General features: G+C 37.9%; 23 protein-coding genes and 2 tRNA genes. 4 read left to right on the top strand and 21 right to left on the bottom strand.

Going from position 1 to position 23438, the window contains the following annotated elements:
- Positions 1–1083, bottom strand: coding sequence for an efflux RND transporter periplasmic adaptor subunit (locus tag H5S10_RS01210; protein WP_182588453.1), 1083 nt, complete (start codon positions 1081–1083; stop codon positions 1–3).
- A 329-nt stretch (positions 1084–1412) separates the two neighbouring features.
- Entirely contained in the window at positions 1413–2786 is a 1374-nt protein-coding gene (locus H5S10_RS01215) for an NAD-dependent succinate-semialdehyde dehydrogenase (RefSeq protein ID WP_182588454.1), read from the bottom strand.
- A 299-nt stretch (positions 2787–3085) separates the two neighbouring features.
- Here H5S10_RS01215 and H5S10_RS01220 point away from each other — a divergent pair, with 299 nt between their 5' ends.
- Together H5S10_RS01220 and H5S10_RS01225 are read left to right on the top strand one after the other, a co-directional pair.
- Complete coding sequence (locus H5S10_RS01220; protein WP_182585920.1) at positions 3086–3898, top strand: pyrroline-5-carboxylate reductase family protein; 813 nt, start codon at positions 3086–3088, stop codon at positions 3896–3898.
- Position 3899: 1 nt separating this feature from the next.
- Positions 3900–4676 carry a VOC family protein gene (locus H5S10_RS01225; RefSeq protein WP_182588455.1) on the top strand — a complete coding sequence of 259 codons (777 nt, stop codon included), beginning with the start codon at positions 3900–3902 and terminating at the stop codon, positions 4674–4676.
- A gap of 72 nt (positions 4677–4748) precedes the next feature.
- On the opposite strand, the gene H5S10_RS01230 is transcribed toward H5S10_RS01225, so the two are convergent.
- The 12 genes from H5S10_RS01230 to yycF all read right to left on the bottom strand — a co-directional run bounded on the left by H5S10_RS01230 (position 4749) and on the right by yycF (position 16008).
- Positions 4749–5921, bottom strand: a complete 1173-nt coding sequence (locus H5S10_RS01230; protein ID WP_182588456.1) for an iron-containing alcohol dehydrogenase — start codon at positions 5919–5921, stop codon at positions 4749–4751.
- Positions 5922–6138: 217 nt separating this feature from the next.
- Complete coding sequence (locus H5S10_RS01235; protein WP_182588457.1) at positions 6139–6681, bottom strand: NADPH-dependent FMN reductase; 543 nt, start codon at positions 6679–6681, stop codon at positions 6139–6141.
- 73 nt (positions 6682–6754) lie between these two features.
- The gene (locus H5S10_RS01240; RefSeq protein ID WP_094501663.1) at positions 6755–6967 is read right to left on the bottom strand and encodes a hypothetical protein; all 213 of its coding nucleotides are present in this window, start codon (positions 6965–6967) and stop codon (positions 6755–6757) included.
- A 143-nt stretch (positions 6968–7110) separates the two neighbouring features.
- Positions 7111–7590, bottom strand: a complete 480-nt coding sequence (gene rlmH, locus H5S10_RS01245; RefSeq protein WP_011953354.1) for a 23S rRNA (pseudouridine(1915)-N(3))-methyltransferase RlmH — start codon at positions 7588–7590, stop codon at positions 7111–7113.
- Between the two features lie 468 nt (positions 7591–8058).
- The gene (locus H5S10_RS01250; RefSeq protein ID WP_225359314.1) at positions 8059–8223 is read right to left on the bottom strand and encodes an ABC transporter substrate binding protein; all 165 of its coding nucleotides are present in this window, start codon (positions 8221–8223) and stop codon (positions 8059–8061) included.
- A 256-nt stretch (positions 8224–8479) separates the two neighbouring features.
- Entirely contained in the window at positions 8480–8977 is a 498-nt protein-coding gene (locus H5S10_RS01255) for a phosphatidylglycerophosphatase A family protein (RefSeq protein WP_375138882.1), read from the bottom strand.
- 102 nt (positions 8978–9079) lie between these two features.
- The gene (locus tag H5S10_RS01260; protein WP_182588458.1) at positions 9080–10366 is read right to left on the bottom strand and encodes a S1C family serine protease; all 1287 of its coding nucleotides are present in this window, start codon (positions 10364–10366) and stop codon (positions 9080–9082) included.
- A 103-nt stretch (positions 10367–10469) separates the two neighbouring features.
- The gene (locus H5S10_RS01265) at positions 10470–11276 is read right to left on the bottom strand and encodes an MBL fold metallo-hydrolase (protein ID WP_182585926.1); all 807 of its coding nucleotides are present in this window, start codon (positions 11274–11276) and stop codon (positions 10470–10472) included.
- A gap of 17 nt (positions 11277–11293) precedes the next feature.
- Positions 11294–12136 (bottom strand): two-component system regulatory protein YycI, encoded by an 843-nt coding sequence (locus tag H5S10_RS01270; RefSeq protein ID WP_134907211.1) that lies wholly within the window; start codon positions 12134–12136, stop codon positions 11294–11296.
- Positions 12137–12148: 12 nt separating this feature from the next.
- Positions 12149–13444 (bottom strand): YycH family regulatory protein, encoded by a 1296-nt coding sequence (locus H5S10_RS01275; RefSeq protein ID WP_182585928.1) that lies wholly within the window; start codon positions 13442–13444, stop codon positions 12149–12151.
- Positions 13422–15287 carry a cell wall metabolism sensor histidine kinase WalK gene (gene walK / locus H5S10_RS01280; protein WP_182585929.1) on the bottom strand — a complete coding sequence of 622 codons (1866 nt, stop codon included), beginning with the start codon at positions 15285–15287 and terminating at the stop codon, positions 13422–13424. The genes H5S10_RS01275 and walK overlap by 23 nt, the downstream gene beginning before the upstream one ends.
- A gap of 13 nt (positions 15288–15300) precedes the next feature.
- Complete coding sequence (gene yycF / locus H5S10_RS01285) at positions 15301–16008, bottom strand: response regulator YycF (protein ID WP_182588459.1); 708 nt, start codon at positions 16006–16008, stop codon at positions 15301–15303.
- Positions 16009–16183: 175 nt separating this feature from the next.
- Here yycF and H5S10_RS01290 point away from each other — a divergent pair.
- Positions 16184–16256, top strand: a tRNA-Lys gene (locus tag H5S10_RS01290).
- A 94-nt stretch (positions 16257–16350) separates the two neighbouring features.
- Here H5S10_RS01290 and H5S10_RS01295 read toward each other — a convergent pair.
- Together H5S10_RS01295 and H5S10_RS01300 are read right to left on the bottom strand one after the other, a co-directional pair.
- Positions 16351–18072, bottom strand: coding sequence for an ABC transporter ATP-binding protein (locus H5S10_RS01295; protein ID WP_182588460.1), 1722 nt, complete (start codon positions 18070–18072; stop codon positions 16351–16353).
- Between the two features lie 87 nt (positions 18073–18159).
- Complete coding sequence (locus H5S10_RS01300; protein WP_182588461.1) at positions 18160–18594, bottom strand: MarR family winged helix-turn-helix transcriptional regulator; 435 nt, start codon at positions 18592–18594, stop codon at positions 18160–18162.
- Positions 18595–18743: 149 nt separating this feature from the next.
- Here H5S10_RS01300 and H5S10_RS01305 point away from each other — a divergent pair.
- Positions 18744–18816: transfer RNA gene (locus H5S10_RS01305), tRNA-Lys, on the top strand.
- Positions 18817–18910: 94 nt separating this feature from the next.
- Here H5S10_RS01305 and H5S10_RS01310 read toward each other — a convergent pair.
- From H5S10_RS01310 to rplI, 5 genes are all read right to left on the bottom strand, one after another.
- Positions 18911–19795, bottom strand: a complete 885-nt coding sequence (locus tag H5S10_RS01310; protein WP_182588462.1) for a PPK2 family polyphosphate kinase — start codon at positions 19793–19795, stop codon at positions 18911–18913.
- A 98-nt stretch (positions 19796–19893) separates the two neighbouring features.
- Complete coding sequence (locus H5S10_RS01315; RefSeq protein WP_182585935.1) at positions 19894–20220, bottom strand: hypothetical protein; 327 nt, start codon at positions 20218–20220, stop codon at positions 19894–19896.
- Positions 20221–20232: 12 nt separating this feature from the next.
- Positions 20233–21435, bottom strand: a complete 1203-nt coding sequence (locus tag H5S10_RS01320; protein WP_182588463.1) for an MDR family MFS transporter — start codon at positions 21433–21435, stop codon at positions 20233–20235.
- A 121-nt stretch (positions 21436–21556) separates the two neighbouring features.
- Positions 21557–22948: a replicative DNA helicase gene (gene dnaB, locus H5S10_RS01325; protein WP_035152014.1), complete on the bottom strand. Its 1392-nt coding sequence runs from the start codon at positions 22946–22948 to the stop codon at positions 21557–21559.
- Positions 22949–22981: 33 nt separating this feature from the next.
- A complete protein-coding gene (gene rplI / locus H5S10_RS01330; protein ID WP_003665243.1) occupies positions 22982–23434 on the bottom strand; it encodes a 50S ribosomal protein L9 in 453 nt (150 codons plus the stop codon).
- Positions 23435–23438: the final 4 nt, after the last annotated feature.

The following is a 23438-nucleotide window of genomic DNA, read 5'->3' on the forward strand; positions in this document are numbered from 1 at the left end:
TTAATCAACCTTTGCATTATTTTTCAACTTACTGTTAGGGTTAGTCACAATTCGATCACCAGCATCAACGCCATCAGTCACAATATAAGAACTGTTGACTGCCCGGCCACTAACATCTGTCTCGCGAACTCGGTTGTCTGAATCAACAACAAATACCTTTCCATGACGAACAGCAGATTTAGGTATTTGGACTCCATCTTGTTTAATAGAAGCTTTTGCTGTCTGCCCGGCCATAAATTTATTAGCACTAACATTAGCAGTTACTTCATATTTAGTATTATTTCCACTATTTTTAGTTGGAATTGTTGAAAGATAACTTACCTGAGTATTAGCAGTCCGGTTCGTTGCTAAGGCCTTCACCTTTAGATCAACACTTTGATGAAGTTTACTATAATCATATTCCGAGACTTGACCGACAAATTGAAGCGTATCCGAGTAAAGGGTAATTACAGGAGCATTTTGCTTTGATTGGTCAACCGTAACATAACCAGCAAAAGGTGCTGTTAATGTTTGATTAACCTTGCTTGAAGCGGTGTTAAGCCGTTGTTGAGTAGCAGCAACACTTGCTTGTGCGTCTGCATATGCATTTTGTGCCTCGGTAAGCTGATTGCGCAGGTCATTGTATCCTTCATCACCTTGCCCCATCCCATTTAACTGTTGACGTAAATTATTGATCGTCTGTTGTTGGGCATTCATTGTACGCTGACTTTTACTAAGGTCCCCCTGCAGTTCAGTAACACTATCTTGTGTACTATCATTATGCACTGTCAAAAGTGCTTCTCCTTGCGCAACGTGATCCCCATTTTTCACATTAAGATTTTGCAGATTACCAGATGGCAAGGTTAGTGTTTGCGTCTGGACTGGTTCAATCTTTCCTGTCAGATTAAAATCTGATTGCGCAGTAACTCGTAGAATATTATATTCATTTTTTTCTGTTGCTTTTTCCTCACTTGCATGTCGAATTGAAACTAATACAAGAATTATAATTACAATTAGGCCACCGATGCCAATCCACCGACGTCGACGTGTTGCAAATAATTGTCGTAATCGAGATTTATGATGGCTGTTTCTTTTCGCAGTCATATGAATGTTCCTCCAAATAGCAATTTTGCAGTTAATTACTTATGCAACTAAGTATATAAGCAGTAAGACAATATTGCAAGATTGTATTGAAAAGAATTCAATAATTTCCCAGGTAACACTAAAGGGAGGGGGAAATAATCTCCTCGACAAGGCGGTGGGCTAAGCTAGAGCGATAATTAGCACGGCACGGGCTGATTATCATTCGTACTTAGACTCGAGCCTTGTGATTATTTTCCACGTTATCTTGCTATTGTTCACGAAAACAGTTGAGGCTGAGAGAAAACAAAGTTTTCTCCCAGCCTCTTTAATCATGTCGTTTAACTAATCTTCTATTGTCGTGCTTCGTAAATTAGATGTTTATTAGTAAATTCATCAATTCCGTAACTGCTGAGTTCACGACCATAACCTGAATTCTTAACACCGCCAAATGGTAATTCTGGTAATGAAGCCCAGCCGGCATTAATCCAACTCATTCCAGTTTCGATCTTCGCTGCTACTCGTTCCGCATGTTCGGAATCATTGCTAAAGATAGTGTTTCCTAACCCATAGCTTGAATTATTAGCCAGTTCGATTGCTTCTTCTTCGGAACTAACCTTATAAACCGAAGCCACTGGCCCAAACATTTCCGTATCAAATATTGGGTTATCTGGAGTAATATCAGTTAAGATCGTTGGCATAAAGAATTGTCCTTCCATGTCAACTGGCTTATTACCATAGTAAACTTTGGCCCCATTTTCTACAGCTGTAGCGACTTGCTGTTGGAGCTTTTCTTTCGCCTTCTTGGATGACAGTGGTGCCAGAGTTGTTAATGGATCAAGCGGATCACCCATTTTAACTTTCGAGAACGCATCTTTCATCATCTTTAAGAAACGATCATAATCCTTTTCAAGGACAATAAAACGTTTTGATGATGTACATACTTGTCCGGCATTATACAGGCGAGCTGCTGGGGCAACTTTTTCGACAAGGTCCCAATCTGCATCGTCTAAGATAATAAAGGCATCATTACCACCAAGTTCCAAAGTGCTCTTCTTCAAATTAGCACCAGCCTCTTTAGCAACGGTTGCACCACCACGTTCAGAACCAGTAAGACAAACGCCGACTACCCGCTTATCAGCAATTGCCTTATTTACTTGGTCATATGAAAGGAATAAATTAGTTAAACTGCCAGCTGGCGCACCAGCTTCCTTAACGGCATCGGCAAATGCTTGGGCTGATGCTGGACAATTCGATGCATCCTTCAAAATCATGGGGTTTCCTGCAATAAAGTTGGGAATAAATACCCGGGCAATTTGATAAAACGGGAAATTCCAAGGTTCAACTGCAACTAAAATTCCTAATGATTGCTTCAAAACTTTGGCGCGTCCACTCGTTGTCGCAATAATTTTTGGTTGCAGAAATTCATCTGCATGGGCTGCATAATAATCACAGAAAGAAGCACAAAGGTCAACTTCGCCTTCTGCTTCGCTAATTAATTTCCCCATTTCCTTACTCATAATAGTTGCATATTCAACACGCCGTTCACGTAATATTTGACCTAACTTTAAAATTTGACGTTCCCGTTCTTCAAGGTCATTATATTTCCGCCAATCTAAATATAATTGATGTGCCGTAGTCAATGTTTGTTCTAATTCTTCATCAGTTGTATTTTCAAACGTTTTTTCTACTTGGTTAGTAAATGGATTGATACTTTGATATGCCATAATGGTTCCTCCTTAAATAAACGCTTACATTTTACAACTGTTTCATAGACCAATTCAACTAATATCACTCTACGAAAATCCAATTACAGCATATTGAAAAGTTTATTTTTTAACAAATAAAAGCTGTTTTATTCTCTCTCCAACTAATAATTTAATTATACAGCAAACGTTTTCTTGTTAATTTGATTTCAAGTATACCAATTTGTGAATTTATTTTTTGAAAGAAGTGTTTAAATTAGCGTCTTAGTTTGAAATACGCTACGATTAGGTTAGGTACATATAGAAAGGATGATGTTTCAATGACACTTAAGATTTACTCATTTGGTGGTGGTCAAATGGTGGAAGCAATGCTGCGGGCTGCACTGAAGAAAGAAGTAATTACTCCTGAAACAGCTGGGGTAACAGATATTTCGATCGATCGAGTTAATTATTTGACGGATACTTATCATATTCAAGCAAGTCAACAACCTGATTGGACTGCTGTTGAGAATGCTGATCTTGTTATTCTAGGCGTGCGTCCACAAGATAACTGGCAAGAGATCATGAAAGAACTTGTCGCCCACCACTACCAAAAGGACGTGCTTTCAATTATTGCCGGCGTAACAGTTACGCAACTTTCATCACAGGAAGATCTTTTTGCAATTACACGAATCATCCCCAATACCTTGACTGATGTTGCCATGGGTTATAGTGGCGTCGTTAAAAACGATCGAGCTAATCAAACTGTCATTGAAGACTTTCTAAATAGTTTTGGAAAAGTCGATTACATTGATGAATCCTTGCTAGATGTATTTACTGGATATGGCGTGGCTGGACCAAACTATATCTATAACTTTTTAATTAGTTTTACAAACGCAGGCGTGCTTGCCGGAATGCCTCGCCAACAAGCAAACAAACTTGCTCTTGAGAATCTACGCGCAGCCGCTGCATTTGTAGAACAAAGTGGTAAACACCCTGCCGAATTACTTGATATTAATAATTCTGCTGGCGGAGTGGGTATCACAGCTCAGCACGAGTTAGACAAAAGCTCTTTTTCAGCCGGAATCGAAAATGCTGTCCTTGCTGCTGTTAAACGAACAAAGGAATTAGGCAAACAGAATAAGGGTGATTAAAATGACAGAAACGTTAAATTGGGATCATACAATGGTCGATGTAACTAATCTGCAAGATGCAATTGATTATTTTAACTCTAAAGGGCTAGCCTTTACCCCTGGTGGACATCATGAATATTGGGGAACCAAAAACGCACTAGATTATTTTGGACTTAACTATATCGAACTCTTAGCAGTCGCTAATAAGGAAAAAGCTAAGGCATTTCCATATGAAAATAACTCAGCAATTCATGATGCTGTTGAAGATTATTTTGCTGGTATTCAGCGAATCACAACAATTGCCATTCGAACTGATAACATCGAAGAAACCCACCGGCGATTAAAGGGACTGGGCCTTAATGTCGGTGATATTACCGATGGAAAACGGATTGATCCTGCTGGCAAACTCATTCAATGGAAGATTTTCTATGTCGATGACGAACTTGTTAATCATTTGCCGGCCCCATTCTTTATTCAATGGAGTGAAGATGATGATAAACGTCGCGAAGACCTAAAGAAACAGGGATTAATCAACTTCCACCCAGCTGGCGACCTCTTTGTTAAACAAGCTGTCTTTAATGTTAGTGACCCCGAAGAAGCAGCTAAGCAATGGTCATCCCTCTTACAAGCAGAAGTAGTTAGCGAGGGTGATACCTATACAATCAATATTGGAAATAAGCAACTTATCTTCACGGCTGGCGTTGAAAATCGATTATTTAAGCTTATCTTTCACGGCGCAAAGCAACCTGAAAAACTCCAACTTGGACAAATTCGTTTTGAACTAACCGATAAAGAGTGAGCAAAAAATCCATGGAAAGATCTAGGTGAATCTTTCCATGGATTTTTCGTTTTAAATTATTTACTTACCTTATTAGTAAATACCATCGTAAGCCTTTTGGTAAAGCTTTACAACATCTTCAACAGTACCCTTACGTGGGTTAGAGAAGGCATTACCATCCTTGAGGGCATTCTTGGCCATCATTTCAAAGTCTTCTGGCTTAGCACCGATTTCCTTGATTGATGATGGAATACCAACAAGCCGGCACATTTCACGCATACCGTCAATTGACTTTTGAGCTGCTTCGTAAAGGGTAAGACCAGTAGTGTCAAAGCCCATTACCTTAGCCAATTCAGCAAACCGTTCTGGACATGCGATTAAGTTATATTCTTCAACAGTGGTCAAGAGCAAGGCACAGCAAACACCATGAGGAGCATCATATTGACCACCGAGTTGGTGAGCCATTGCGTGAACATAACCTAAGTTAGCATTGTTGAAGGCCATTCCGGCAAGCATTTCAGCTTCAACCATCTTAGTCCGTGCTTCAACATTGTGACCATTAGCAACTACTTCTGGTAAAGCAGTTTGAATTAATTGAATAGCCTCTTTACATTGACTATCAGTAATTGGGTTATGGTCAACAGAAACGTATGGTTCAATAGCTTGAACAAAAGCATCACAACCAGTAGCAGCAGTAATGTTTTTTGGAATATCAAGCATCAGCATTGGATCGTTGAATGATACCAATGGAATGTTACGCCATGAAACAACAACAAACTTCAAATGAGTCTTTTCGTTAGTAATAACAGCGTGACGAGTTAATTCAGAACCAGTTCCGGCAGTAGTATTAACAGCCATTAATGGTGGAAGTGGATTCTTCAATGTTTCAATTCCAGCAAGCTTAGAAATATCATCACCGTTAGTTAAAACAATACCGATACCCTTACCACAGTCGTGAGCAGAACCCCCACCAACAGTGATGATTGAGTCACAATTTTCATCTTGGTACATCTTTTTACCAGCTTGAACGTTCCGGATCTTAGGGTTAGGTTCAGCGCCAGTAAATACGGCATAGTCAACGCCAGCCTTTTCCAATGAAGCAATGGTTTGTTTTACAGGGCCATTATCAATCTTGGATAAACCTTCAGTAGTAACAATCAGTGGCTTGTGCATATTGAGCATCTTTGCACGATCACCAATTTTAGCAATAACACCAGGACCAAAGAAGTTAACGCTTGGCATTAAGAAATCAAATTGTCTATTCATTAAAAACACCCTCCTCATGGCATTTGAATACGATTCCATTATCGTGCAAGCGTTTTATTTTTGCAATAGAAACATTTTGATTTTTTATTCATTATCGCCTAATTTATAATAATAATCTTGCCTAATCTGCTGCAATATCACGATGTTTGTCATGATTTTCACAAACTGAACCAATTTTCTATTAGTGTTCCACAATAATTTGCTACTTTAACACAAACTACTTTAGCTCATTTTCAAAAGCAGTCTTTAACAATGCTGCTTGCGTATTATAAGTATTTAACTTCCGGTCAGCGGTCGCAGTTGAATCATCTGGCAACAAGTTGATTTGTAAATTAACAGGAAGAGCTGCCATCTTTAAACCAGTTACAACTAATTTCATTGCAATTTGTGCTTGCGAGCCGCCATGTCCACCGAATGTTACTAAACTAACCAGCTTTCCTTGCCATTCTTTTCCTAAGTAATCAATGGCATTCTTCAAAACTGCTGGATAGCCCCAATTGTATTGCGGAAAAACAAACACAAAACCATCATAGCTTTGGACTAATTCACTCCATTTACGCGTTTTTTCGTGAACATATAATCCCAAATAAGGAATTTTAGGTTCATCCATCATTGGTAAATTAACTTCTTTTAGGTCGATGATGTCAAATTGCACTTTTGTACTTTTCTTTAATTGAACTTTTAACCAATTTGCTACTTGCATACTCCGCCGATTTGGACGAACGCTGCCAACAATAATTCCAACTTTTTTCATTATCATTGCCTCCTTTTAATACCTTCATTTTAATAGCTTTTTTGTAAAGGTGAAAGAAAAACGAGGACCTGAGCTAATCTCAGTATCCTCGTTTCTTATGATAAAATGACCAATCAATTTTATATTTCGGTCGCTTGAATTGCCACCAAGTTCGTAATTGTTTTGCACGAAACTGGTAACGTTCAAATTCATCATGCTCAATTCTTTTTTCATTAGGTAATGTTAGTCGTGATTCATTCACTATCCTTGCACTTGCTTTTCCTTGCATCATAAAAATGCATAAGCTGGCTATTACCACTAAAAGAATTATTTGAGAACCTCGTATGCCTATCTTAAATCAAATCCTTTAATTCTTATGCCATTACACTTCATAATTAATACTATACCATCGCCAACAACAATAAATAATAATCTAGCCAAAACTCAAGAAATTCTTTATTTATGATATGGAAGCCCGTTAATAATGGTAAAAGCACGATAAATTTGTTCGCTTAAAACCAAACGCATTAATTGATGAGGCAAGGTAAAACGTCCAAACGAGATTTGTGCATCTGCTCGTTTTAATACTGCTGGACTTAAGCCTAACGAACCCCCGATCACAAAAGTAATATCACTGTGACCATAAGTTGTTAATTTATTGATCTCTTTTGCGAACTCTTCAGAAGATCGCTCTTTACCTTTAATCGCTAAAGCATATACATATTCACGATCTTTGATTTTATCAAGAATCCGTTCCCCTTCTTTTGCCATTACTTCATCCATTTCTGCCTGGCTTAAAGATTCAGGTGCTTTTTCATCAGGAACTTCAACAATTTCAAATTTGCAATAACGTCCAAGTCGTTTAGCATATTCCGCAATTCCTGCTTTAAAATACTTTTCTTTTAGCTTACCCACACCAATAATTTTTATATTCAAGATATCCACTACCTTCCACAGTTTATCCACAAAGTTATCCACAGGCCAGTATTATTTTTTCCTCTTTTCCCGAATGTTCGGTTAATTTTTTATTGAAAAAGCGTTTTCTTAAAAATTACTTATCCACAGTTATCTACAGGAACAACCGTTCAGCCACAATCCTTTTATCCCTTGTGCCCGTAGGCATCACCGATTAAGAAATCCAAAGAATTCCACTTATCCACAAACCAACATTTAGCTTGTGGATAAGTTTTGAACAACAAATTTTATTGATATACCAACATTTATAAAATTACTTTAAATTTACTGGTAGTTATCCACCGACTTATCCACAAGCAATTTCACATTACTATTTTAACGTATTTCTAACTATTTACAACACAATCTGTGGTAAATATACAACGGAATGTTACCTAGCGAATGTTATCTTCTTTAATTTTTCTTATTATTCGGAAATTTCCCATTGTCTTACTTAAAGACTGTTCCGTGTTGTTCTGCTTCTCGTTGAAAATCTGCTGGAACTTTTATCCCTAATTTACAAGCCTGCTTTAAATTAAGAACCGGTTCTCCCTGATGGTAATTATTAACAGCCATCTGCCCTGGTCTTTCACCTTTCAAAATACGGGCTGCCATTTTTCGGTACTTCCACTATTTATCCAGTGGAATAGAAAAAGCCTGTACTTGAAATCCGTACAGGCCTTATTTGTACATGATAAAGCAGCCAGTACAGATATAATCTGTGAATAAATCCAGGCCATATCTGTACTACAGCTTCCCTGAGTTATCGGCTTTGCCAACTATGATTTAATTGAAAAGTTTGATAACTCATTTGCTTTACTCCTCTAAACAAATTATGTTCCTTTTAATGATAAAAGTATTTAATTTTTAATCAAGCGTACTGGTGGGCAATCTTTCCACAAACAGCCGCCACAATCGCCGCAAGAATATCATCAATAAATGTATTTACATGAACCTTATCATGGTCAAACTTGGCAATAATCCCACTCTTAACCCGGTCAAAGTAACCGAAGTTTGTCGTGCCAATTGTTCCATAAATATTAGCAATTTGTAACGCGAGGGTTTCATCTACCCCAAACACCCCAGCATCATTTCTTATAATACCTGCTAAAGGTTCATCTACTTTTCCTTCTTCGGTTAACCGATCAAGTTCAAGTGCTACCATTGCACTATTTAGTAATTCCCGCTTATGCATCGTATCAATTAAGAACTTTTGACATATTTCTAACGTCAAATCTGGCTCAAAGCTCTTTTGCGTCTCATACACAATCTTCGCAAGCTCTTCTAAGTTTACTCCGCGTTCTTCTAAACGATGTACTACAAATTCATATGCCTTTGTATCTGGGTATTTAAACCGTGGATTATTCATTTTACCCACCATCCTTTATATTGATAACTAATATTATACCCCTTTTAATTAAGAGGCTTTTAATGAAAAAAGATCAGGAATGTTCATCCCGATCTTAATTCATTAATTATTATCTTGCTGCGAGTCATCAGTTGAAGTTGATGTTGTATCAGCACTCTTGGTTAAATGCAATGTTGCGGTATGCTGCTGGCCATCACGGTAGTAAGTTACTTTAGCATTTTGACCAACCTTGTATTTATACAAGGCCGCCTTTAATGAACCCGCATCTGTAACTTGAGTATCACCAAGCTTTGTAATGACATCATACTTTTTCAATCCAGCAGTATCAGCAACTGAACCACTATTTACATCCATAATCACTACCCCTTTGCTTACGCTTGTTGGTAGTTTTAAGACTGATTGCTGTTGATCTGAAGTAACATTGCTAAGATCCACCATACTAATTCCGAGTGATGGACGGGTTATTTTACCATTTTTAATTAACTGGTTAATAATTGTCACAACTTCATTACTTGGAATGGCAAAACCAATTCCCTCAACTGAAGAGCCTTGTGTATCAGAAGCAAGTTTCATTGAATTAATTCCGATAACTTGACCTGCCATATTAATTAATGGACCACCTGAATTACCGGAGTTAATAGCGGCGTCTGTTTGGATAACCGATGTCAAAGTGCCATCAGTACCGGCTTTTAATGTCCGATCTTTTGCAGAAATAATTCCCTTCGTTACTGTATTAGCATATTCACTTCCCATTGGTGAACCGATTGCTAGCACATCCTGACCAGGAACAATCGAATTAGAATTACCAAAGGATGCAACTGCCTTAACATTTGTAGCGTTAATCTTCAATACAGCTAAGTCAGTTGCAGAATCAGCCCCAACTAAATCAGCATTAACTTTTTTACCATTGCTTAGAATTACTTGGAGCGCGTTTGAACCTTTGACAACGTGGTTATTAGTTACAACATAAGCCGAATTTCCACTCTTCTTGTAAATAACTCCTGATCCTTCACTAGCTGTTTCTAATTTATTATCGCTAGAAGAATCACTGCTGCTGCTTCCGTTACTACTGTTGCCATAACCAAAAATCCCTAGAGTCCCACTTGATTGCTGAACTTTTTGTTTATTAATAACACTAACAACGGCTCCTTGAACGGACTTATAAGCTTGGGATGCCTCTCCGTTTAAGTCGGCCTTATTCTTATTAACCTTCGTACCACCAGACTTATTAGATCCAGCTGGAACTCGTGTACTTGTTACTTCTTCATGGTGTTGTACCAGGTTATTAATTCCTAAGGCAATTCCACCACCAATAAGACCAGCAAATAAGCCGACAATAATTACGCCTAGCCACAAACGATCTTTAAAAGCTTGTTTTATCCTATTCATCAATTAAACCCTCCACTAAGTTAAAGAATCACTATCTTCAAATTACAATTTAAATATGAAAAATCATTGAATAAAGTCGATAAAAACCGTGATATCTCTTTTATTATAACGTCATTAGCTTGCTTGGTTCTTCTGGTTCAGCATCTTGCAATTTAAAATCATGATCAACACCAAAGTCATGCTGCTCCATTAAACTTGCAACTGTTAAATGGGCTAGTGAGCGCATGTTGTTATGTTGACTACGGTGACCAAGGAAAATCTCTTTGGTTCGCCGGCCAACAACACTCATCAATGCATCCGCACCTTCTTCATTGGAAAGGTGGCCCTCATCCCCCAAGATCCGCTGTTTTAATGGCCATGAATAAGGACCCATCCGCAGCATTTCTGTATCATGATTGCATTCCATTACATAAGCATCTGCATTTCGAATAGTTCCCTCAACTCGATCAGAAACATAACCAGTATCCGTAATAATACAGAAAGTCTTATTATTGTGGTGAACTTGGTAAAATTGTGGTTGCGCCGCGTCATGGGATACCGCAAAACTTTCAATATCCATATCTCCCAAGTCCTTAACAGTATTTGGTGCGATAATATGCTTTTGTGCTAATGGGATTTTACCAACTTTATTAGCCATTGCCTGCCAGGTACCTTCATTGGCATAAACATCCATCCCATAACGGCGTGCCAAGACACCAACACCATGCGTATGATCACTGTGTTCATGTGTTACAAAAATTGCATCGACATCCTTTAATGATCGATCAATCTTCTTCATTAAATTTTCAATTCGCTTTCCACTTAAACCAGCATCAATTAAGATTCGGTGGTTGCGCGTTTCCAAATAAGTTACATTCCCTGTACTTCCGCTCGCAAGTACACTATAACGTAATGGATCCGTTTCTGTCACTTAAAGTTCCTCCTCAATTACTTATTATTTAACGAGTTCGTATTTACACTATCTGGTGTTTCCTTCATAACTGTACTATTAAATGCGTTAACTTGTAATTGTTGAATTGCTCCTGAGTTTTTAGTCTTGATTTCAACAGTCCACGTTGGCACATAAACTGCTTTATCATCAGTAGTAGTGTTAAGGAGCTTAGAATAACTTAGTACCGACCACCTAATGCGGGAGTTATTAGGAATCTGATTATGTTTATACAACCATGTAATCGCTCGGCGCTGGCTAATCGTATTTGACCGTTGCCGGAGGATTTCAACATCTTGCAAGTAAGTCTGCGTATAACCTGTTATCTCATGGTCAGAGTTTATTCGAAAACGAATTTGCCCATCATTTGAAAATAGTGGCTTTCCTTCTAGCATTTGCGTATAAACAAGGGTATTTTTATCAGATAATTCCTTGTTATAGCGATAATGATTTCCCAAGCTTACCATTTTTTTATTTTTTAATAGGCGATCGACCCGCCGAATATTATTACTTTCAGTGATTTTAATTGGCTTATCAAACTCACTAGTCAATGTTCCTGAAGAAAGGCGAAAGTTTTGATTACGTAATTTTCCGGTTTCCTGCTCTAGGACTCCACCATCAGATGATTTTTTCCCAGCAATATAATATCCGGTTTGCTGCTTGTTAGAAAGGTCGCCATAACTAATCGAGTCATTGCGCATTTCTTTTAACACTGTTGATTGGCGATTTTGCTGACCATTAGAAACTGTAAATCTAGTTTCTAAGATTAATGAACTTCCAACAAAGATATCAAAAAGTAAAAAGGCAAGGATAAAGATCCACTGAATACGTTTAAAATTCATTCTTTAACCCTCCTACTTTTCTAACTCGGTATATTCAACCCAGTGGCCGCGATACTTAATAAAGTATGTTGGTACTAGCTTTACAACATGACTATCTTTATCAGTTTTCCAAATATATCCGACACGCAAGTCCTTTATGTCACGCATCCGGTTAGTTGCATGTAATTGGTTAATCACATCTGCGCTTGATGGGAGTTTAACCATCTGGTGGTCAATTGGTAATGGCACTTGAAGGCTATAAAGACTTAGCCAGAAACGTTCATTACCACCGCTTGTAGATTCAAGGGTTACTTCCCCATAACCATCGCTATTAAAAATTGGAAAGCTATTAACATAAGCACGATAGTTTAACCGTCGACCATGCTCACTTACCTCATCATAGCGTAAATTATCAAGCGGGATTCCAATTGTCGTCAACTTATTATAGAAGTGAGGAAAAATCTGGCTTGTCGATTCTCGATCGTCCTTACTAAGATAGTTTTCGTATTTAAGAGTTCCATCTTGACGATTAAATATCAGCCGACGATTGGTTCCATCCGTATAGGTAGTCTCGTTGCCATTCCGATTTGCCGTAATTGTTGTGTGCTGGTTAGTACTCATTAGACTAGCACTAAGGGTATCAATATTTTGCGTAGTGATTTGATATCCTAGTGCTGGTAGTTCAAAGGATCGCGGATACATCATTACTGCTACCCCATTAATAATCTTATGGTCAACCGGGATCTGGTCCATTGACTTTAAGAGCTGCCGAATATGGTTGAATTTTCCTTGCTCTACCCGTACTCGGTATACACTATAATGATGGTCACCAAGTAAGTAAATCTCATGTTGCCCGTTTAATGGGATAACAATATGGTTAATTTGATTAACCCGGTCAGTATCAATTGACTGAGAAAAGGTTTCATTGAAAACTGAACTTGGTACCTCATCAGGATATGTCAGCATTAACGAGTTCCGTCGCCGCAAATAGCTCAAGTAAACATCACTATTATTTTGTTTGACAACATTTGTCCGACCTAATTTCCAATCCTCTAATTCTTTTTTCACACTCAGAATTAAATTAGCTTTAGGACTATAAAGTTGATTCTGAGTTCCCTTTTTATTCGTCTCAACTGCTTTGGTTGGAAGATAAACATCTCCCATTGATTGTGGCGTATATTGTTGAGATTGATTATTATTGAAATTTTCGTGTCGTGCTCCCTCAAAAGGAAATGGGTTGGTCCAGACAATCCATGAAATGAATAAACTAAGAAGCACAACAACCGTTAAGGCGATTGCTTGCCAATTACTTTTCAGTTTCTTCATCATCCCAGTCTTCCTCCTCATAAGGTACATATGGCAAGGAAATATAGAATGTTGAACCCTTGCCTTCTACACTATCAACCCAAATTTGTCCACCAAGCATATTGATAACTTCCTTGGAAATAGCTAATCCCAGACCTGTACCTCCTTGCTTCCGGCTTCTTGCCTTATCAACGCGGAAGAACCGATCAAAGATACGCCCAAGATCTTTTCGTGGAATACCTAGGCCTTGGTCAGAAATACTTAAAATCACATGATTATGCGTCTCCAGTAAGCGTGTTGTAATCACACCCCCGTCTGGAGAATATTTAATCGCATTATTCATAATATTATCAATTACCTGGGTAAACTTATCGGTATCAATCTCAACCCATAAATCTTTCTTAGTAAAGTATCGTTCAATCGTATATTTTTTCTTTTTGGGATCTTCTTCTTTTTTAATAATCATATCGAAACGATCCAAAATGTAGTTAAATAACTCATTAATATTTACGTATTCCAGATTGAGTTTCGTTGTCCCTGCATCCATCCGCGATAAACTTAACAAGTCATTGATCATCCGAATCATCCGGTCTGTTTCATCTTGGACAACTTTTAAGAACTTGGGAGCAATTTCTTTATCTTGCCAAGCACCATCACTTAATGCTTCGACATAGCTTCGGACACTTGTTAATGGGGTTCGCAATTCATGCGAGACGTTTGAAACAAATTGCTTCCGTTCACGTTCTTCTTTTTGTTGGCTCGTTACGTCATGAAGGACACAGACAAGCCCACTGACAAAGCCAGATTCACGTTGAATTGGCGAGAAGTATGCGTTTAAGATCAAATTATTGCCAGAATTTGACATATCAATAATCATCTCGCGTTGTTCCCCATTTACTAGTTGCCGAACGGTATAGTCATGACGAATATCCAACACATCAATGATTGACTTACCAATTAAATCATCTTCATTTTCGACACCTAATAACTGTAACGCCATATTATTTACAATTGTCACATTCCCTCGACGATCAGTAGCTAAAACCCCATCTGACATATGGGACAAAATGCTATCAAGCCTCCGTCGCTCAGAATCGCTCGACTCCTGTGCCTCTTCAACCCGGACAGAAAGATTATTAACTGCCCCTGCTAATTGTCCTAACTCGTCATTTCCCAATACTTTTACTTGGCCAGAGTAATCTCCCCGCGCAATCCGTAATGTTTGTTTCCTCATTTCTTCAATTGGTCGGGTAATTTCCTGGGAAATAATAATTGCCAAGATCAAGCTCAAGACAATGGTAATCATCGCCGCAGATAGGTATACCAAAGTAATATTATTAATATTAGAGTAGACACTTTCTAGACTAGCTCGCAGGTAAACAGCTCCGACAACATTATTATTACTGTTATCCACGAGGGGAATAACATTTACATAATAGCGCGTGTGATTTGAATTATCGTACAAATTTTCGGTATGTGACCTATTATTTAATAAAGTTGCTTTGATAGCTTGATCAGTTGTTTTTTGACCGATTGCACTCCGATTATCAGCGTTACTGGTTCCCCGCACAATACTCTTACTATCAACCACCCGAATTTCAGAAATATTATTATTATTAACTTCTGAAAGAATTTGGTTAATTTGTTTGTTTGCTTTTTTAGTATTTGATCGTGATAACTGCTCTGCTAAAGAATTATCAACATAAGACGGTAACTCAATGGTTTGCTTAAACGTATTAAGGTTCTGATGCTCTAATTGACGCACAAAAACCGCCCCAACACATTCAAGTGTTAACATCAAAATTAACACGAATACGAGAGCGATTTTAAAGCGAATCGATTGATAAAATTTTAACTTGCTGTTCACAATGGTTCAGCCTCTAATTCTGATCAGGATTTGCTAGGTAATAGCCAACACCACGCCGGGTAATTAACCATTGTGGGTGACTCGGGTTATCTTCAATCTTTTCACGAAGTCGGCGAACGGTCACATCAACTGTCCGTACATCTCCAAAATAGTCATAACCCCATACAGTTTGAAGAAGGTGTTCACGGTTAATGACTTGTCCAATATGTTGAGCTAGATAATGGAGAAGCTCAAATTCACGATGCGTTAAATTGATATTTTCGCCCCGCTTAGTTACTGTGTAGGCTTCAGGATGAATCGTAAGGTCACCGATTTGGATATCAGTATTATTTTCTTCTTCTGCTGGTGCCTTTATAGTTGCTTGACGCCGTAAATTAGCTTTGACTCGTGCCACTAGTTCGCGGTTAGAGAATGGCTTAGTAACATAATCATCGGCCCCAAGTTCAAGACCTAGCACCTTATCTAGTTCAGAATCTTTAGCGGTTACCATAATAATCGGCATGGTATGCTTAGCCCGCACCCGCTTGGCTACTTCAAGTCCATCGATCTTCGGCAACATCAGATCGAGAATAATTAAATCAGGATTTTCTGTTGCAACTTGTTCTAAAGCTGCTTCGCCATCATAGGCTACGACAACCTCATATCCTTCTTTTTCAAGATTAAATTTGATGATATCAGAAATTGGTTTTTCATCATCAACAACTAAAATTTTCTTTGCCATATCAATGATTCCCTCCGTTGGGTTAATTGATTAATTACTTTAAATCTGCTATATATCAGTGCCTCTATTATAGCACAGGGAAAAGTTCCATAAATATTTTCTAAAAACTTATGAAAAATATTTGACATTTGATCAATAACAAGTTAAACTGTTTAAGTATTCTGTTAAAGGATATGGGCAGTTAGCTCAGCTGGCAGAGCAACGGACTCTTAATCCGTGGGTCCAGGGTTCGATCCCCTGACTGCCCATCAGAGGTTTACAGCGACTGAGATTTTATCTCAGTCGCTTTTTTCATACTTAAAATAAAGACTGCGGAAATCTCATCTTTTCGCAGTCCTTATTTTATTTAAATTGATCTTTTACATACTGTGCATATAGTGGTGTTGTCTTTAATAATTCTTGATGGGTTCCTGCGCCAGATACTGTTCCATTTTCGATAAAGTAGATTTTATCGGCATCGACAATCGTACTTAAGCGATGAGCAATTACTAGCGTTGTTCTTCCTTGCATTAAGTCTCCTAGTGCTTTTTGAACCATTGCCTCTGATTCAGCATCCAAGCTAGCAGTGGCTTCATCAAGCATTAATATTTTTGGATCACGGAGAAAAGCTCGAGCAATTGCGATTCGTTGTCGTTGTCCTCCAGAAAGTTTGATCCCTCGTTCACCAATTTCGGTTTCTAACTGGTCTTCCATTTTACTGACAAAGCCATCTGCATAAGCCATTCTTAATGCGTCCCAAAGCTCCTCATCTGAGACTTCTCTTCGTAACCCATAAGTTAAATTATCACGAATAGTTCCTGGCATTACCGCGGCATCTTGGCTTACGAGACCAATTTGTGCACGCCACTTGGCTAAGTCTACATTTTCAATATTTTCTTCACCGATTAAAATTTTCCCACCTGTTGGCTGATAGAATCGTTCAATCAACGAGAAAATAGTTGACTTTCCTCCACCAGATGGACCAGCAAAAGCTACCACTGCATTAGGTTTGGTTTCAAAACTAACATCTCGTAAGACGAACTTACCCTCCTCATAAGCAAAATCAACATTCTCAAATCTCAATGGTGCGTTCGCAATATCTTTTTCTGCTTTGTCAGTAGCAAATTCTTCTGGTTCAGTTAAGATTTGTTGGATACGTTCCGTGGCTCCGCTAGTCTTTGCCATATTATTGAAGAGCTGACTAATTACAACAACAGGACTAATAATCTGGAAAAGATACATTAAGAATGAGACTAAGGCACCCATAGTCATTGCACCATTCATAACACGAATTGCTCCGTAGCCAAGAATTCCCAGAAACATTATCATCATGAGCATGTTTGTAATTGGTTGCGTTACTGAGTTAATCAACGCTTCTTTTCTACCGACATGATATAAATTGTCGATACGGTGATTTCCCTTTGCCAGTTCATGTTCTTCACCGTTTGAAGACTTAACTAATCGGACCTCACCCAATACATCGGTTGAATCACTAGCAAATTTTGCTAATTCATCTTGTCGAACCCGACCAATCTTACGCGACTGATTCATCACTGGTAGCATAACTAAGATCACTAAAGGAACTGCCACAAACATCAACAATGTCATCCGCCAATCCATTGCTAACATAATAACCAGTGCACCAACGAATTGTAAAAGCGATGTCATTGCATTTGGTAATGTTGAAGCAAGTAAATCCTTCACCTGTGACGTATCATTAACTAATCGTGAACTAATTTCACCTGTTTTAACATCATCAAAATATTTTACAGGCATTTTTAGTAGTTTTTGCCACAATTGTTTCCGTAATTTAGAAACAACATTTTCACCAAAAATTCCTAATAATAATCCCGATAACGCACTTGTAATTAATCCTGCTATAAAAATTACAACTGTTAAAATTGCCAACGTTGGACTAATACTCTTAAAATTATTAATTAGCTTTTGTGCTAGTTGAGGAACAAATAGGTTAGCACCTGTGGAGATAAAGCCTAGTAAAATTCCCACAAAAAGCTTAATGTACTGCGGATGTAATTGATTTATTAAACTAAAGAAACTTCGAAAACTAAATTTATTTCTGTTCAAAGCATAAGCCTCCTAACAGTTAAATATCTAACTTTTAATGATGATGAATATTTAAACACATAGATGTCTAACTGTCAAGAGTCTAAGTTATTCTTTTAGATTGTTATTAATATTAGTCATCCCTTTAACTATTGCATCAATATCTCTTTCATTGAGGCGGGCAATAATCTGAAAATAAGCTTTATCAAATATTTCTTTAACCTCATTAGTCTTTTCTTCACCTTTTTTGGTAAGAAAAATCCGCTTAATTCGTGCTGACTCTTGATCCGCCTTCCGGATAATATACCCGTCGCGTTCAAGATTTTTCACCATACTAGTAACACTAGCATTCCGTAAATGGAAATGGTCACCTAATTCTCGTTGAATAAGACCAGCGTGTTTTTCTATATAAAAAAGCGTATGAGCTTGCTGTGGAGTTATGTCTAATTCAGGGGCAAGTTCAGTATAAAAATGCTTCATGTTAATCATATAGTTCCGCAATAAACGGTTCATTTGCTCAAATTTATCTTTTTTTAATGTCATGAAATTACTCCCAATTTTAATTTTATTATTAATTATAACAGTTAGATACCTAATTAAAATATGGATTTGAAAATTTCTTAAATAAATTTAGAAAAACACTTGCGAAAATGATCGGAAGTTGATATTATTATTTATGTTGTCAAAGACATGGGCAGTTAGCTCAGCTGGCAGAGCAACGGACTCTTAATCCGTGGGTCCAGGGTTCGATCCCCTGACTGCCCATCATATTAAAAAGACCATCGAGTAATCGGTGGTCTTTTTTCGTATATTTTATAAAAATCGTGTAATGCAGACTGAGCTGTATTACACGATTTTTTTACTTGTCTTCTGCTATTAGTTCTTTTCTTGCCTGTCGTAAACTCATTTCTTGTTCTGGTGAAACTTCGGGATAAGCTAATGGCAAACTATTAATCTTCTTTGTCAAAATGTCAGATACAATTAAACGCGAATACCACTTATCATCAGCCGGAATAACATACCATGGATTTTCCTTTGTAGCGGTAGCATTAATCGCCTTCTCATATGCCTTTTGGTAATCGTTCCAATATTGACGTTCACGGATATCAGCTGCAGAGAACTTCCAATTCTTTTCCGGCGTATCAATCCGCGCTAAGAACCGCTTCTTCTGTTCTTCCTTTGATACATGGAGGAAGAACTTTACAATTAAGTAACCGTTCCGCGTTAGATAGTTTTCGTACTGGCGAATATCTTCATAGCGACTATCAAAGAATTTGTTATTAACATCATGGATAGACTCAATCCCTGGAATATTAGATTGTAAAATTAAAGCCGGGTGAACGCGTGAAACAAGAACATCTTCATAATATGAACGGTTGAAAACACCAATATCACCACGCATTGGCAATTCACGATTAATTCGCCAAAGATAATCATGGCGTAATTCACGGCCTGTTGGTTGTTTAAAATTAGCTACCTTAAACCCAACTGGATTTACACCTGCAAAGATATGCGAAATCATACTATCTTTTCCCGCCGCATCCATTGCTTGAAATACTACTAAAACACCATAATGGCGCCGAGCATACATCATCTTTTGTGCATTCTTGATTGACTTTACATTTTTCTTGATCTTCTTTTTAATCTTCTTAAGATCATCAGCAGAATCTTTTACCTTAGTTGGTGCTGCCTTAATATCAAAGTCTTTTCCAGTATAACGATATTTCTTAGTTTTCATCAACATTCACCTCATTACTTTTAATTTGATTTCAACTACCATCATAGCAAATCTCTCAGTTTTTGGTTAATAAAAACGGATTTAAAAAAAGAACCATGAACATTTTAGTCCACAGTTCCATTATTTATAATATTCTTTTCTGTTGGCTGATATTTACTACATTTCAATTTGCTAATTTGATGCTCGTGCCCATCATTAACAATGAATTCATCAACAGCCCCACAATGCTCACAAACTACCACAATTTGGTACCGTTGCGAGTCATCATTATTCGTATCCATCCAATTTCTTTCTGCAATTACTAATGGCTGTTCATGGCACTGATAACAAGAAATTCCTAGTTCACATTCTTCCCTAAAAGGATCTCCTGTTTTTCCTACCATTCCATAACGGTCTTCACCATGTACATTATCAAAATTATTGTAAAACATCTGATCACTTCTTTAATATTCAACTGCTTTGGCACGCTTTATCTTAATAACAAAGACTACTATTATTTCCATTACAAAAATCGAAATCGCACAAATAATAAAGAGGATATGATAAGAGGTCGCTTCAATCATCAATCCACCAAATAGAGGACCAATTGCCTTTCCCAAAGAAGAAAATGCGTTCAAAATTCCCTGATACTTTCCTTTAACAGCAACCGGTGAAAGGCTGTTTACAATGGCAGGCATCGTTGGCAGAGCAGTGGCTTCACCAATTGTCAAAACGACCATTGCCGCCACAAACCAACTATATGAGTGGGCGTAAAGTAATAGAACAAAGGAGAAACCAATTGTAAACATCCCAATAAACACTTGCGCATATGGCCGATTAACCCAGCGATTAAGCCAGGTAATTCCTAATTGGAAAACAACAATTAAAATCCCATTTAATGTCCACAAAAGACTATATTTCGTCATTGAGATTCCTTGATCAGTCATAAAAACTGATAAGTTACTTGCCCATTGTTCATACATTGTCCAGATTACAACTAAAGCAATGAAGAAGATCCAGTTAATCCATAAGTTAGCTTGAGGCATCTTAATATTACCTGTCTTGGTCTCTTCTTTATCTTCTACATCTTCCGTCTTTGCAACTGTCTGTTGACTATCCTTAAAGAAAAAGATAACAACAAGTGAGAACATTGTATAAAGGATTGTGGTAATCAAAAACATTGGTGAAACATTGCCATCCGCATACTGATAAAGCGGACCGACAATAGTAGTTCCAATTACCATTCCCAAGTTATTGGCAAAATACAACATATTAAAGACATAACGTCCATCTCGGCCTGAACGGGTCGCAAAAGAATTAACCATTGTGATAATCCAACCATTAAAAAATCCAATAACTGTTAAAAGAATTCCATATATCGGCCAGCCATTGAAGAAAATCATAATAGCCATTACGATGGTCGCTAGCAGTGTCCCGCCAATCATTAATTTCCGCGGGTTAGCTCGGTCAAATAACATTCCGCTAATATAACTTCCGACAACATTTGCTCCCGAATAAAAGAGTAAAACAATTCCTGATACAGTTAATGACTCATGCAACTGATCGTGAATATAAATTGTTGTTAATGGCCAGACAAAACTATTCCCAATACTTCCAAGGAACATTCCGAATAAAAGCCATTTTAATTCTACGCCTTGACGGTTCATTGTTTACGCCTCCTCAATTACTATCATACCGTTTATTTTTTTAAAAACATTTTTAATGTCTTAAGCGCACTAAAAGGGCTACCTCAGTTTTTACTGAAATGCCCTCTTAGAAATTTAGTTTTTAATTATTATCTTCAGGGATATAAGAAATCGAAGTGAACTTATTATAGGATTTTGCAAATAATAATTTAACTGTCCCCCGTGGACCACTACGATTCTTTTCGATAATGACTTCAACTTCACTGGCATTTGATCCATCGTCATCCTGATTATTTCCCTGGTTATTATTATCATCTGAATCTTCATCGTGCTCATAATAGTCATCACGATAAAGAAAACTAACAATATCTGCATCCTGTTCAATCGATCCAGATTCACGAATATCAGATAAAACCGGGCGCTTGTCTTGTCGTTGTTCAACTCCCCGTGACAACTGTGATAGGGCAATAACCGGAACTTCTAATTCCTTTGCCAGCTTCTTTAGTTGTCGAGAAATCTCTGAAACTTCTTGCTGCCGGTTATCAGGATTACTCCCTTCAATCAACTGAAGATAATCAATTACGATCAATCCTAAGTTACCTTTTTCCTTTGCTAAGCGTCGACAACGAGCCCGAATTTCTGCTACCTTGATTCCCGGTGTATCGTCAATATAGATACTTGCATTACTCAAGGCTCCAGTAGCAATAAATAAACTTTGCCATTCATCTTGCGTAAGCTGTCCAGTTCGTAAGTGGTTAGCGTTAATGTTTCCTTCAGCACAGAGCATCCGGTTTGCTAAGGACTCCGCACCCATTTCAAGACTGAAAATTGCGACCGTATTATCGGTTCTAGTTGCAACGTTTTGGGCAATATTCAAAACAAAGGCGGTCTTTCCAACAGCAGGCCGCGCCGCAATAATCACCAACTCGTCTTTATGAAGACCAGTCGTCATCTCATCTAATTGAGCATACCCAGTTGAAAGTCCAGTAATCTCTGAATCTTGACTAGAGAGCTCACTAACATGATTAATCGACTCTTGTAAAACGTCACTAATACTTTTAAAACCAGTTTGACGACTATTTTCCGAAACTGACATAATTTCTTGCTCAGCCCGGTCAAGTTGATCTTCAATTTTGTCATTTCCTGCATAGCTATCATTGATAATCTTGGTTGCCGTATTGATCAACCGTCGTGAAATTGCCTTATCATGAACAATCTTTGAGTAATAGACAACATTAGCAGCCGTCGGAACCGCTGTTGCAAGTTCAGCAATATAAGCAACTCCACCAACATTTTCCGTTTGATTATCCTGATCAAGAACATTTTTCATCGTTAACGGATCGATTGGCTGGTCCGCATCATTTAGTTGGACCATCTTTTCAAAAATGATTTGATGAGCCTTCCGGTAAAAATCTTGCGGCTCAAGATATTCCATCGCATCAGCCAACGCGTTTTTACTTAAAAAAGCAGCTCCAAGAACTGCTTTTTCTGCTTCAATATCGCGTGGCTCTTCTTGCACTGGTGCATTATCCATGACGATACCGCTCCTTAAATCTATTAACCCTCATTACTTTTCAGCAATGTGAACACGAATTTGAGCTTCTACTTCTGGATGAAGTTTGATTGGCACATTTACGTAACCAAGCGCCTTAATTGGGGCTGCCAGCTCAATCTTTCGCTTATCAATTTTTAGGTCAAATTGTTTTTGTAAAGCAGTTGCAATTTGTTTTGTTGAAATTGAACCAAACATCCGGCCATCTGTACCGGCTTTTCCGCTTAATTCAACAACTGTATTATCATCTTCAAGAATCTTCTTCATCCGCTTGGCATCAGCTAATTCTTCAGCAGCATGTTTTTCTTCAGCACGCTGTTGACCCTTTAGTTGGCTCATCGCCGCTTTAGTAGCTTGTTTTGCTAATCCACGCTTAATTAAGTAGTTTTGAGCATAGCCATCTGGAACTTCCTTAATTTGACCACGTTGACCACGGCCCCGTACATCTTGTGTAAAAATAACTTTCATTATG

The organism is Limosilactobacillus balticus, assembly GCF_014145615.1.
Classification (GTDB): Bacteria; Bacillota; Bacilli; order Lactobacillales; family Lactobacillaceae; genus Limosilactobacillus; species Limosilactobacillus balticus.